The organism is Serratia nevei, assembly GCF_024160145.1.
GTDB lineage: Bacteria > Pseudomonadota > Gammaproteobacteria > Enterobacterales > Enterobacteriaceae > Serratia > Serratia nevei_A.
This window is the reverse complement of sequence record NZ_JAMYWQ010000016.1, coordinates 52963-65592: the sequence shown is the minus strand read 5'-3', so window position 1 is coordinate 65592 and position 12630 is coordinate 52963. Positions and strand designations below refer to the sequence as shown.

The 12630-nt window shown below is 60.3% G+C and carries 14 protein-coding genes; 6 read left to right on the top strand and 8 right to left on the bottom strand.

Features of this window, described 5'->3' with window-relative positions; translation table 11 throughout:
* Positions 1-132: 132 nt before the first annotated feature.
* Both M6G53_RS13030 and dauA read left to right on the top strand, forming a co-directional pair.
* Positions 133-612 (top strand): heme-degrading domain-containing protein, encoded by a 480-nt coding sequence (locus M6G53_RS13030; protein WP_253332007.1) that lies wholly within the window; start codon positions 133-135, stop codon positions 610-612.
* A 238-nt stretch (positions 613-850) separates the two neighbouring features.
* Positions 851-2539 (top strand): C4-dicarboxylic acid transporter DauA, encoded by a 1689-nt coding sequence (gene dauA, locus M6G53_RS13025; RefSeq protein WP_253332005.1) that lies wholly within the window; start codon positions 851-853, stop codon positions 2537-2539.
* Positions 2540-2587: 48 nt separating this feature from the next.
* Here the strand turns inward: dauA and kdsA are convergent, their stop codons facing one another.
* The 7 genes from kdsA to M6G53_RS12990 all read right to left on the bottom strand — a co-directional run bounded on the left by kdsA (position 2588) and on the right by M6G53_RS12990 (position 8360).
* Positions 2588-3442: a 3-deoxy-8-phosphooctulonate synthase gene (kdsA, locus tag M6G53_RS13020; protein ID WP_004941087.1), complete on the bottom strand. Its 855-nt coding sequence runs from the start codon at positions 3440-3442 to the stop codon at positions 2588-2590.
* A 58-nt stretch (positions 3443-3500) separates the two neighbouring features.
* Positions 3501-4310, bottom strand: coding sequence for an invasion regulator SirB1 (gene sirB1 / locus M6G53_RS13015; RefSeq protein ID WP_253332003.1), 810 nt, complete (start codon positions 4308-4310; stop codon positions 3501-3503).
* Positions 4307-4705 (bottom strand): SirB2 family protein, encoded by a 399-nt coding sequence (locus M6G53_RS13010; protein ID WP_301286207.1) that lies wholly within the window; start codon positions 4703-4705, stop codon positions 4307-4309. Before M6G53_RS13010 ends, sirB1 begins: the two co-directional genes overlap by 4 nt.
* Before the next feature lie 44 nt (positions 4706-4749).
* Positions 4750-5583: a peptide chain release factor N(5)-glutamine methyltransferase gene (gene prmC, locus M6G53_RS13005; RefSeq protein WP_253332001.1), complete on the bottom strand. Its 834-nt coding sequence runs from the start codon at positions 5581-5583 to the stop codon at positions 4750-4752.
* Positions 5583-6668, bottom strand: coding sequence for a peptide chain release factor 1 (gene prfA, locus M6G53_RS13000; RefSeq protein WP_253331999.1), 1086 nt, complete (start codon positions 6666-6668; stop codon positions 5583-5585). The genes prmC and prfA overlap by 1 nt, the downstream gene beginning before the upstream one ends.
* Before the next feature lie 31 nt (positions 6669-6699).
* Positions 6700-7962, bottom strand: coding sequence for a glutamyl-tRNA reductase (gene hemA / locus M6G53_RS12995; protein ID WP_253331997.1), 1263 nt, complete (start codon positions 7960-7962; stop codon positions 6700-6702).
* Between the two features lie 254 nt (positions 7963-8216).
* Positions 8217-8360: a hypothetical protein gene (locus M6G53_RS12990; RefSeq protein WP_253331995.1), complete on the bottom strand. Its 144-nt coding sequence runs from the start codon at positions 8358-8360 to the stop codon at positions 8217-8219.
* 297 nt (positions 8361-8657) lie between these two features.
* On the opposite strand from M6G53_RS12990, the gene lolB reads away from it, so the two are divergent.
* The 3 genes from lolB to prs all read left to right on the top strand — a co-directional run bounded on the left by lolB (position 8658) and on the right by prs (position 11266).
* Positions 8658-9281, top strand: coding sequence for a lipoprotein insertase outer membrane protein LolB (gene lolB, locus M6G53_RS12985; protein WP_060659645.1), 624 nt, complete (start codon positions 8658-8660; stop codon positions 9279-9281).
* Positions 9278-10144, top strand: coding sequence for a 4-(cytidine 5'-diphospho)-2-C-methyl-D-erythritol kinase (gene ispE / locus M6G53_RS12980; RefSeq protein ID WP_253331993.1), 867 nt, complete (start codon positions 9278-9280; stop codon positions 10142-10144). Before lolB ends, ispE begins: the two co-directional genes overlap by 4 nt.
* A 174-nt stretch (positions 10145-10318) precedes the next feature.
* Positions 10319-11266, top strand: coding sequence for a ribose-phosphate diphosphokinase (prs, locus tag M6G53_RS12975; protein WP_004941061.1), 948 nt, complete (start codon positions 10319-10321; stop codon positions 11264-11266).
* Between the two features lie 185 nt (positions 11267-11451).
* Here prs and ychH read toward each other — a convergent pair whose 3' ends face one another.
* On the bottom strand, positions 11452-11730 hold the full coding sequence (gene ychH / locus M6G53_RS12970; protein WP_025160276.1) for a stress-induced protein YchH: 279 nt from the start codon (positions 11728-11730) through the stop codon (positions 11452-11454).
* A 301-nt stretch (positions 11731-12031) separates the two neighbouring features.
* Between ychH and pth the strand changes: the two genes are divergently transcribed.
* Positions 12032-12622: an aminoacyl-tRNA hydrolase gene (pth, locus tag M6G53_RS12965; protein WP_004941053.1), complete on the top strand. Its 591-nt coding sequence runs from the start codon at positions 12032-12034 to the stop codon at positions 12620-12622.
* Positions 12623-12630: the final 8 nt, after the last annotated feature.

Sequence of the window (12630 nt, the reverse complement as noted above, 5' to 3'; positions counted from 1 at the left end):
GTCTCCGCTTCGGCGGCGGCGATTTTACACAATCTATTAATAGAGTAGCAGTTCTATCTTATCGCCAAGCCGTCTATCTCACGGCGCACGCTTCAGGCTACTCTGTGCCTGGTGTTATCGGGGGAGAACCGCATGAATATCGACGATGAACTGCAGGCGCTCAGCGAACAGGAAGCGACGCTGGCCTTTACCCATTTTGATGCCGCCACCGCCTGGGAGCTGGGCGCGGCGCTGAAAGCCGCCGCCGAGCGGCGCGGCCTGAGCATCGCCATCGAGATCCAGCTGGCCGGGCAGACACTGTTTTATTACGCCCTGCCGGGCGCCACGCCGGACATTGCCGACTGGGTGCGGCGCAAGCGCAATCTGGTGAACCATTTTCACAAAAGCTCTTACGCCATCGGCCTGCGCCTGCAGCAACGACAAACGTCGCTGGAGGAGCGTTACGGGCTGAACGTGCGCGACTATTCGGTGCATGGCGGCGCCTTCCCGCTCATCCTGACCGGCCTCGGCTGCGTCGGCAGCATCAGCATTTCCGGCGCGCCGCAGAAAGAAGACCATCAGTTGCTGGTGAGCACTTTAGCCCACTTTCTCGGCTTATCCCTGCCCACCTGACACTAACCGTTGAAACCTTGATTATTCCTTTCCTGATCAGCCGCATATTCTGCGGCTGACTTATCTATTCATGACATTTAGCGCCGGATAAAACGGCGACTCTCTGATTTCCTGCGCCAAATTGATGCAGGTCTGGTAATCCGCTGAACAAAAGGCGTATGGTATCTGTCACGTGACAAGACGGACCTCATCGGGCCCGCCATTCCTTTCACTTTTGAAGATTTGGTACGCACCGTAGATGAAAACGCATGAAATAAACAAAATTCGCCCCTTCAGCGCGCTGATCGACGCCTGCTGGCGGGAACCTTATAGCCTGGCGCGGTTGCTGAAAGACGCTATCGCCGGGGTGACGGTCGGCATTATCGCCATCCCGCTGGCGATGGCGCTGGCGATCGCCAGCGGCGTGCCGCCGCAGTACGGCCTGTATACCGCCGCCATCGCCGGTATCGTCATCGCCGTCAGCGGCGGTTCGCGCTACAGCGTCTCCGGCCCCACCGCCGCCTTCGTGGTGATCCTCTATCCGGTTTCGCAACAGTTCGGCCTGGCCGGCCTGCTGGTGGCCACGTTGATCTCCGGGGTGTTTCTGCTGCTGATGGGGCTGGCGCGCTTTGGCCGGCTGATCGAGTACATTCCGCTGCCGGTGACGCTCGGCTTTACCTCCGGTATCGCCATCACCATCGCCACCATGCAGATCAAAGACTTCTTCGGCCTGCAGCTGGCGCACACGCCGGAAAATTACGTCGGCAAGCTGTACGCCCTGCTGCAGGCGCTGCCGACGCTGGATCTCGGCGATACCCTGATCGGCGCGGTGACGCTCCTGATCCTGATCTTCTGGCCCAAGCTCGGCCTGCGGGTGCCAGGCCACCTGCCGGCGCTGCTGGCGGGCACCGCGCTGATGGGGCTGCTGGCGCTGTTTGATCACCCGGTGGCGACCATCGGCTCACGCTTCAGCTACCTGCTGGCCGACGGCAGCAGCGGCCAGGGCATTCCGCCTATCCTGCCGCAGCTGCTGCTGCCCTGGGATCTGCCGGGCGGCGGCGGGCAGCCGTTCACCCTGAGCTGGCAAACCGTTTCCGCCCTGCTGCCGGCGGCGTTTTCGATGGCGATGCTCGGCGCGATCGAATCGCTGCTGTGCGCGGTGGTGCTCGACGGCATGACCGGCAAGAAGCACAACTCGAACAGCGAGCTGATCGGCCAGGGTGCGGGCAACATCATCGCGCCGTTCTTCGGCGGCATTACCGCCACCGCCGCGATTGCCCGTTCGGCGGCCAACGTGCGCGCCGGCGCCACCTCGCCGGTGTCCGCCATCATCCACGCGCTGCTGGTGCTGTTGGCGCTGCTGGTATTGGCACCGTGGCTCTCTTACCTGCCGCTGGCGGCGATGGCGGCACTGCTGCTGATGGTCGCCTGGAACATGAGCGAGGCGCACAAGGTGATTTATCTGCTGCGCCGGGCGCCGAAGGACGACATTCTGGTGCTGCTGCTGTGCATGTCGCTGACGGTGCTGTTCGACATGGTGATCGCCATTACCGTAGGCATCGTGCTGGCGTCGCTGCTGTTTATGCGCCGCATCGCGCGCATGACGCGGCTGAGTGAGCTGAGCGCCGCCGACGGCCGCCTGGTGCTGCGGGTAAACGGCCCGCTGTTCTTCGCCGCCGCCGAGCGCATCTTTACCGAACTGCTGGCGCGCAGTGAAGGCTACCGGACGATCGTGCTGCAGTGGGATGCGGTACCAGTGCTCGACGCCGGCGGCCTGAGCGCCCTGCGGCGCTTTATCGACGTGCTGCCGGCGGGCAAAAAGCTGGTGATCACCGACGTGCCGTTCCAGCCGCTGAAAACCCTGGCGCGCGCGCGAGTGCAGCCGATTGAGGGCCGTTTGCAGTTCTACCCGACGCTGCCGGAAGCGCTGGCGGCCACCGGCGCCTAAACGTAAAAAAGCCCGACAAGTCGGGCTTTTTTTTATGGCGATGCGCGCTTAGTTGCTGGTATCCAGCTCCGGGAAGCTCTTCACCAGGTCGTCGATGGCTTTCATCTGCGCCAGGAACGGCTCCAGCTTGTCCAACGGCAGCGCGGACGGGCCGTCGCACTTGGCGTTATTCGGATCCGGGTGCGCTTCGAGGAACAGGCCGGCCAAGCCGACCGCCATGCCGGCACGCGCCAGCTCGGCCACCTGAGCGCGACGGCCGCCGGACGCGGCGCCGAACGGATCGCGGGTCTGCAGCGCGTGGGTCACGTCGAAGATCACCGGATGGCCGCCGGTCACGTTCTTCATCACGTTGATGCCCAGCATGTCGACCACCAGGTTGTCATAGCCAAAGTTGCTACCGCGATCGCACAGAATCACCTGGTCGTTGCCGCCTTCTTTGAACTTGTCGACGATGTTGCCCATCTGCCCCGGGCTGACGAACTGCGGCTTCTTGACGTTGATCACCGCGCCGGTTTTCGCCATCGCTTCCACCAGATCGGTCTGGCGCGCCAGGAAGGCCGGCAGCTGGATCACGTCAACCACTTCGGACACCGGCTGCGCCTGCGCCGCTTCATGCACGTCGGTGATGATTTTCACGCCGAAGGTTTTTTTCAGCTCTTCGAAGATCTTCATCCCTTCTTCCAGGCCCGGACCGCGGTACGAGTGGATGGAAGAACGGTTGGCCTTGTCGAAAGAGGCTTTGAATACGTAAGGGATGCCCAGTTTTTGCGTCACGGTGACGTAGTGTTCGCAGATGCTCATCGCCAGATCGCGCGATTCCAGCACGTTCATACCGCCAAACAGCACAAACGGCAGATCGTTTGCTACGTCGATATCGCCAATGCTAACCACTTTCTGTTTCATGCTTTCGCCTTTGTTAAGGTTGTAACCGTCGCCTTGCAAACTGCACGGAGTCGTTGAATTAATGCAGCGTCACCTGTTTCGGTTCAATCGAATGGATCTGCACTTTGATCACTTCGCTGACCGGATCTTCAGGACACTGCTCGACAAAATAGTTGAGGTCGGAAATCGCGATATGGTTGCACTCCAGCTGGGCGTAAATCAGCCCGCGATCGCGGATCTCGTACGGATCTTCCGGATCGAAGCACAGCACCGTTTCGCTGGTGCGCAGCGCCATTTCCAGCTGCTTTTCTTCCATCAGGGCGGCCTTCAGCGTATCGAGCATCTTGCGCACCACCATGACGTTTTCCGACTCGTCGAGGTCGTCGTCTTCCAGCTCTGCCCCCAGCCCCAGATTACCCTTGATCCACACTTCCAGCTGGTGCTCGCTCAGGGTTTCGCCGTTCAGCGGGTTGATCAGCCACAGCTCTTCGTCCAGCCAGTCGGCACGCAGGATCAGCTGAGTGGGGAAAATCACCGGCAGCAGCGGCAGATCCAGCGCGTTGGCGATATGCAGGAAGATGGTGCCCAGCGAGACCGGCGTGCCCTGCCGCCCCTCCAGCACCTTGTCCAGCCAGATGGCGTCCGACAGACGGTACACGCCGCTGGCGCCGCCGAATCCCCAGGTCTTGTAGAACAGCTCGATGAGCGCATCCAGTTGCTGCTCCTGAGTGATATCCGCCGGCACCAGCGCACGCGCTTCGTCCACCAGCTGTTGCAGCTTGCGCTCCACGTCGGCAGCCGGGAAATCGCGCCGCACCGACTGCGACACCAGGATCACCCCTTCGCTCAGCGGCGAGGTGTTAAATTCAAAATCAGCAATGCTACTCATAGGTATCCCATCAGAAACGGTATTTTCGTCGTGGCAAGTTTAATTATCAGATACAGACAGCCCAACGCCAGCACGAACGCCACGGTTCGCAGCCGCTGACTTTTGGTCTTCTTGCCCAATGCGACGTAGCCAAGCAGGATATAGATAATAACGCCAAACAGCTTCTCGGTCAGCCATGAGTCCATACCCAGCAGCGGATAAAACCCGAACGTCACCACCAGCGCGATGCCGCTGACGAACAGCAGCGTATCATTCAGGTGCGGCGCTATCTTGACCCAGCGGCGGCCCAGGATCGGCGAGCGGCGCCACTGCCAAAAGAAACGCAGCACAAACAAGGTAATACTGATGGCGACCGTCAGCAAATGGAAATGTTTCAACGCGGTGTATGCAGTCATGATGCTCCCTTAAATAGCCCGGGCGTCGTTATTATGAGAGGCGCTTATCCCGGCCATTGGCCGAGCGTCACGCGGTCGTTGTCGCCATAATCACGGTGGGTGGCGACAGCGGAAAATCCGGCGGCCTGCAGCAGCGCGCGCACGCTCTCGCCCTGCTGCCAGCCATGCTCCAACAGCAGCCAGCCCTGGGGCTGCAAATGGTGCGGCGCCTGGCGCACGATGGCGGCCAGATCCGCCAACCCATGATCGGCGGCGACCAGCGCGCTGCCCGGCTCGAAGCGCACGTCGCCCTGCGACAAATGCGGATCGGCGGCGTCGATATAGGGCGGATTGCTGGCGATCAGCGCGAAGCGTTGCCCCGCCACCGGCGCAAACCAGCTGCCCTGTAGAAATCGGACGTTGTCGATCTTGAGCTTGTGCGCATTGTGCTGCGCCAGCGCAACCGCCTCCGGCTGCACATCAACGCCGATAGCCGAACAATCGGAGCGCTCGCTGGCCAGCGCCAGCGCGATGGCGCCGGTACCGGTGCCAAGATCGAGGAAGTGGCAGGGTTGCGGCGGCAGGCGCGCCAGCGCCAGCTCCACCAGGCATTCGGTATCCGGGCGCGGGATCAGCGTTGCGGGCGAAACCGACAGCGGCAGCGACCAAAACTCGCGTTCGCCCACCAGATAGGCCACCGGCTCACCGCGTTCGCGGCGCGCCAGCAGCGTCTCCAGCTGCTGTTGCTGCGGGGGCGTCAGCAGGGTTTCACCGAACGCCATCAGGAAGGTTCTGGCCTTGCCGGTCACGAAACCCAACAGGATTTCCGCGTCGCGCCGGGCGCTGTCGCTGTGGGTCAAACGCGCGGCGGCGGCTTTCAGCCAGTGTTGATAGTCCATCACTCTTGCTCGGCGGACAGCGCAGCCAGTTGATCGGCCTGATACTCCTGCACGATCGGCTGGATCAGCATGTCCAGTTTGCCTTCCATCACCTCGTCCAGACGGTAGAGCGTCAGGTTGATGCGGTGGTCGGTCACTCGCCCCTGCGGGAAGTTGTAGGTGCGGTTGCGATCGGAACGATCGCCGCTGCCCAGCAGGTTGCGGCGAGTGGACGCCTCGGCCTGCTGGCGCTTGGCCATCTCGGCGGCGCGAATGCGCGCGCCCAGCACCGACATCGCCTTGGCCTTGTTTTTATGCTGTGAACGCTCGTCCTGACACTCCACCACGATGCCGGTCGGCAGGTGGGTGATGCGGATTGCCGAGTCGGTGGTGTTAACGTGCTGGCCACCGGCGCCGGAGGAGCGGAAGGTGTCGATTTTCAGATCGCCCGGGTTGATGTCCGGCAGCTCGGCTTCCGGCACTTCCGGCATCACCGCCACGGTGCAGGCGGAGGTGTGGATGCGCCCCTGGGATTCGGTTTCCGGCACGCGCTGCACGCGGTGGCCGCCGGATTCAAACTTCAGCTGGCCGTACACGCCGTCGCCGGAGACTTTGGCGATCACTTCTTTGAAGCCGCCGTGCTCGCCTTCATTGGCGCTCATCACCTCGACGCGCCAGCGGCGGCTTTCCGCATAGCGGCTGTACATGCGGAACAGATCGCCGGCGAAGATCGCCGCCTCATCGCCGCCGGTGCCGGCGCGCACTTCGAGGAAACAGCTGCGCTCGTCGTCCGGATCTTTCGGCAGCAGCAACACCTGCAGCTGCTGTTCCAGCGCTTCGCTGGCCGCCCGCGCCTGTTTCAGCTCTTCCTGCGCCATCTCGCGCATTTCCGGATCGTCCAGCATCATTTCCGCCGTCTCCAGATCCTCCTGCACCTGGCGCCATTCCAGGAAGCAGCGGCTGACGTCGGTCAGCTGCGCGTATTCTCGCGACAGCGCGCGGAACCGGTCTTGGTCGGCGATAACGCCGGCGTCGCCGAGCAGCGCCTGCACTTCTTCATGGCGCTCTTGTAACGCTTCCAGTTTGGCAACAATAGAAGGCTTCATGCGTGGTAATAAACCCTGTTAATAAAGAAAACTAATGCTGATCCAGCCCGAGGCTGTCGCGTAATAACTGCAACCGCTCCACGTCGCCGTCGCCGGCGGCCTGCTGGAGGGATTTGGTGGGAGCATGAATAAGACGGTTGGTCAGTTTATGGGCCAGCTCGTGAATAACCTGCTCCACGTTGGCGCCCTGCGCGATGGCGGCCAGCGCTTTGGCCTCCATCTCTGCGCGAATTTGGTCGGCCTGCGAACGGTAGTCGCGGATGGTTTCCACCGCGCCCTGCGAGCGCAGCCAGGCCATGAAGTTGGTGCTTTCCTGCTGCACGATCGACTCCGCCTGCACCGCCGCCGCTTTGCGCTGCGCCAGGTTGCTTTGAATGATGGCGTGCAGATCGTCCACGCTGTACAGATAGGCGTTGGCCAGTTTGCCGACTTCCGGTTCGATGTCGCGCGGTACGGCGATATCCACCAGCAGCATCGGCTGGTTGCGGCGCGCCTTCAGCGCCCGCTCCACCATGCCCTTGCCGATGATCGGCAGCGGGCTGGCGGTGGAACTGATGATGATGTCGGCGTCCGCCAGGCGTTCGTCGATCTCCGGCAGGGTGATCACTTCCGCGCCGACCTCGTCCGCCAGCAGCTGCGCGCGCTCGCGGGTACGGTTGGCGATGATCATATGCCGCACTTTGTGTTCCCGCAGGTGGCGTGCCACCAGCTCGATGGTTTCACCGGCACCCACCAGCAAGACGTTGAGATCGGCCAGCGATTCGAAGATCTGGCGCGCCAGGGTACAGGCGGCGAACGCCACGGAGACCGCGCTGGCACCGATGTCGGTTTCGGTACGCACGCGCTTGGCGACGGAGAAGGATTTCTGGAACAGACGCTCCAGTTCGCCGGACAGCGACTGGCCGCGTTGCGACTCGGCGAAGGCCTTTTTCACCTGGCCGAGGATCTGCGGTTCACCCAGTACCAGTGAGTCCAGCCCGCTCGCCACCCGCATCAGATGGCTGACCGCGTCGTTGCCCTGATGCCAGTACAGGCTTTTCTTCACCTCTTCCGGACGCAGGTTATGGTAGGCGCACAGCCAGGCGACCAGCTGCTCGTGCATGTGTTCCTGCTGCTCCACGCTAAGGTACAGTTCGGTGCGGTTGCAGGTGGACAACACGACGCCGCCCTGCACCAACGGTTGTTGGAGCAAGCTGGTCAGCGCCTGATCGATAGACTCTGGCGAGAAGGTCACCCTTTCACGCAGAGAAACCGGTGCGGTTTTGTGATTTATACCTAACGCCAGCAGGGTCATTGCTTCGAGTAATACTTCTGTTGGTACGGGTTCTCGTTGAACGGCATTCTACTTGATGCGCAGGATCAATAAAAGTAACAACCGCATCTTCCGTTCAATCATTGCCATAGACGGCATCAATCGATGAATCATTAATAAATACAGTGAGATGATTTATAATTTGACGACATAACATACTGAATTTTAGCGCAGGATGCGATCTCCCGCACAGGATTCGGTAAAACCCGCAGGTTATCCGCTGATAATCCGCGCGCTTACCAACCCAGCGTGCCGCAACGGTAGGTGGGATCCAGGATAAAAGAGACCTGCTGGCAAAAAACCTGCTTGGCCTGAAAGTAAAAGAATACCGCACCGGCAAAGCACAGAAGCGAAATGATTATCCGCACCGCAATCTTCATTCGATTATTTCCCGCAACAAAACCCCCGGCAGCATAGCGAGGCAAACATCAACCAAAGGCTAACGGCGGCCCCCGACGCAACGAAAATTGTTGCCCCCGGGCAGCGATACGACACGGTTGTGTTAATCTTAACGGCGACCCCGACGCGCGTATCGGGTTGGCATTGCGCCGGTAAAAGCGGCAAGATTCAACGCGATGCAGCAAAAAATTGACGCGCCGCCGCCGCCCCGTTAGCGTGAGCGCTGAATCCGGGTTTCGTCGCACATGCCCGCAAGGACAAAAGGACAAGATAAAGTTATGCCAATACGCAAAGTTAGTTTGCTCCGTCTGATCCCGCTGGCCAGCCTGGTGCTGGCCGCCTGTACCACCACCAAGCCGACCGGCCCGGCCACCAGCCCGACTTCACCGCAGTGGCGCGCTCATGAGCAGGCGGTGCAACAGCTCAGTACCTATCAGACCCGCGGCTCCTTCGCCTACTTGTCTGATCAGAAAAAAGTCTACGCCCGCTTCTTCTGGCAGCAGTTCTCGCCGGAGCGTTACCGCCTGTTGCTGACCAACCCGCTGGGCAGCACGGAAATGGATCTCAACGTGCAGAAAAACGTGGTGCAGCTGACCGACAACCAGGGCAAACGCTATGTCAGCGACAACCCGGAAGAGATGATCCGCAAGCTGACCGGCATGGCGATCCCGCTGAATAACCTGCGCCAGTGGATGCTTGGCCTGCCGGGCGAAGCCAGCGATTTTGCGCTGGATGACCAATATCGCCTGAGCAAGCTGACTTACCAGCAAGGCGGCCAGACCTGGAAAGTGGATTACCAGGGCTACAGCAATGACGTGCAGCCGACGCTGCCGAACCGCCTGGAACTGCAACAGGGCGACCAACGCATCAAGCTGAAAATGGATAACTGGACGCTCAAATGATCCGCCAGTGGCCCTCCCCCGCGAAACTCAACCTGTTTTTGTACATCACCGGCCGTCGTGAGGACGGCTATCACCTGCTGCAGACGCTGTTCCAGTTCTTGGACTACGGCGACACCCTGACCATTGACCCGCGCCAGGACGAGCGTATTCATCTGCTGACGCCGGTCGACGGCGTGCCGGACGAGCAGAACCTGATCGTGCGCGCCGCCCGCTTGCTGCAACGCTATTGCGATGAACGCGGCCTGCACACCGCACCGCGCGGCGCCGACATCAGCATCGACAAGCGCCTGCCGATGGGCGGCGGTTTGGGCGGCGGCTCCTCCAACGCCGCCACCGTGCTGGTGGCGCTCAACGAACTGTGGCGCTGCGGTCTTGACGACGACCAACTGGCAGCGCTGGGGCTCAGCCTCGGCGCCGACGTGCCGGTGTTCGTGCGCGGCCACGCCGCCTTCGCCGAAGGCATCGGCGAGCGCCTGCAGCCGGCCGAGCCGCAGGAAAAATGGTATCTGGTGGCGCATCCCGGCGTCGGCATCCCGACGCCGGTTATCTTCGGCGACGCCGAATTGAAAAGAGACACCCCGGTTCGCTCCTTAAGTGAGCTGTTGCAGGCGCCGTACGCAAATGATTGCGAACCGATCGCAAGAAAACGTTTTCGCGAGGTTGAACAGCTTCTTTCATGGCTGTTAGAATACGCCCCGTCACGCCTGACTGGCACAGGTGCTTGTGTGTTTGCTGAATTCGACACAGAAATCGCCGCCCGTCAGGTGTTAAATCAAGCCCCGGAGTGGTTGCGTGGTTTTGTAGCGCGCGGCGTTAACGTCTCCCCACTACATCGCATTCGTTCCGGGCGGTTTGAGTCGTAGCTCAACGTTTCGCTGCGCAGGGTCATGCACACCTGGCCCTGTTATCCCTGCGCTGCCTGCGGTCTCAATTTTAGTTTTACATACCCGTATGTATATTGCGCCGGCATCGCCGACTGCCCCTTGGCGATGTCGCATGACAATATCTTCTCTGGACGCAAGCCTGAGGTTCTTCTCGTGCCTGATATGAAGCTTTTTGCTGGTAACGCCACCCCGGAACTAGCACAACGTATTGCCAACCGTTTGTACACCAGCCTTGGTGACGCCGCTGTAGGTCGTTTTAGCGACGGCGAAGTGAGCGTGCAAATCAACGAAAATGTACGCGGCGGTGATATTTTCATCATCCAGTCCACCTGTGCCCCGACCAACGACAACCTGATGGAACTGGTTGTGATGGTCGACGCCCTGCGTCGCGCCTCCGCAGGTCGCATTACCGCCGTTATCCCTTACTTCGGCTATGCCCGCCAGGATCGCCGCGTGCGTTCCGCGCGTGTGCCGATCACCGCCAAGGTGGTTGCCGATTTCCTCTCCAGCGTAGGGGTTGACCGCGTTCTGACGGTGGATCTGCATGCTGAGCAGATTCAAGGCTTCTTCGACGTACCGGTAGACAACGTGTTCGGCAGCCCGATCCTGCTGGAAGACATGCTGCAGCAGAACCTGGAAAACCCGATCGTGGTTTCCCCGGACATCGGCGGCGTAGTGCGTGCCCGCGCCATCGCCAAACTGCTGAACGACACCGACATGGCCATCATCGACAAACGCCGCCCGCGCGCGAACGTGTCTCAGGTGATGCACATCATCGGTGACGTGGCAGGCCGCGACTGCGTGCTGGTCGACGACATGATCGACACCGGCGGTACCTTGTGTAAAGCGGCTGAAGCGTTGAAAGAACGCGGTGCCAAGCGCGTATTCGCCTACGCGACGCACCCGATCTTCTCCGGCAACGCCGTGGACAACATCAAGAACTCGGTGATTGATGAAGTGATCGTCTGCGACACCATTCCGCTGTCGCCGGAAATCAAGGCACTGAAAAACGTTCGCACTCTGACCCTGTCCGGCATGCTGGCTGAAGCCATCCGCCGCATCAGCAACGAAGAGTCGATCTCTGCGATGTTCGAGCATTGATTCGTCGTCTTTCCGGTGCGGCGCCCACCGTGCCGGAAAGATAACGAGCCCGACAGCAGCAAAAGAAAAACCCGTTGGTGCGTGAGCAACAACGGGTTTTCTACTCGTAGTCCAACATGACCTCAAACCTTAATGCACGGCAGATATTCCCTTGCCCTGCTCTCGCTTCCCTTCTGATTTTTTAATCAATGCGACGAACGATGTTGGTCGTTACGGCACCGTTTATCAAAGTGTTTTACCCACCAGTAGCGATCCGCCACCTGCTCGCGGCCGCCGATACGCGCGCCCACCAGCCACAACAGCGCGCCGACGAAGATACTCATGATGGCGCCGTGGGCGAAAAATTGCGGTAAATCGAACTGGGATACTTCAGCAATAATGGAGTATCCAACGCCACCGATCATCACGACCAGGCCCAGCCCCATAAAAAAGTTGCCCATTCTGTCCGCGTTTCTACGTTTCATATGCCACCTCCATGATTGCCATGTGCCAACCGGGATAACGCTGCAACTTGTTAACCCACTTTGATAAGTTAAGTATAGTCCTTGTTACGGCAAGGGGATTGCGGAGGCGATCACAAATGGTAAAGAATTATTGACACTTCTTAACACGCCGCTGAAAATTAGCGGACAAATTGAATTATTCAGCTAATGAATCATTCGTCTTTCTTACCTAAGGCACCGGCGCAGATCGAATTTTGTCATTCGCCGCCCCGGCAGGTAGACTAAGGCCCTTTCCATTACCCTGATCATAGCGAATCTCCCAGTGAGCAGTATTAAATTGATAGTCGGCCTGGCCAACCCGGGCGCGGAATACGCCCAGACGCGCCACAACGCCGGCGCCTGGTACGTCGATCTGCTGGCCCAGCGCCACAATCAGCAGTTGAAAGAAGAGAGCAAGTTCTTCGGCTACACCGCCCGCTTGAACCTGGCGGGCAACGACGTGCGCCTGCTGGTGCCGACCACCTTCATGAACCTGAGCGGCAAAGCGGTGCTGGCGATGGCCAACTTCTACCGCATCGAACCGAACGAGATCCTGGTGGCGCACGACGAACTGGATCTGCCGCCCGGCGTGGCCAAAATCAAGCTCGGCGGTGGCAACGGCGGCCACAACGGCCTGAAGGACATCCAGAACAAGTTCGGCAACAACCCGAACTTCTATCGCCTGCGCATCGGCATCGGCCATCCGGGTGACAAGAACAAGGTGGTGGGCTTCGTGCTCGGCAAGCCGCCGGCCAGCGAGCAGAAGATGATTGACGAAGCGATCGACGAGTCGCTGCGCTGCACCGAAATGCTGATGAAGGACGGGCTGGAAAAAACCGTTCAGCGCCTGCACAGCTTCAAGGCGCAGGCCTGAACCTTGCC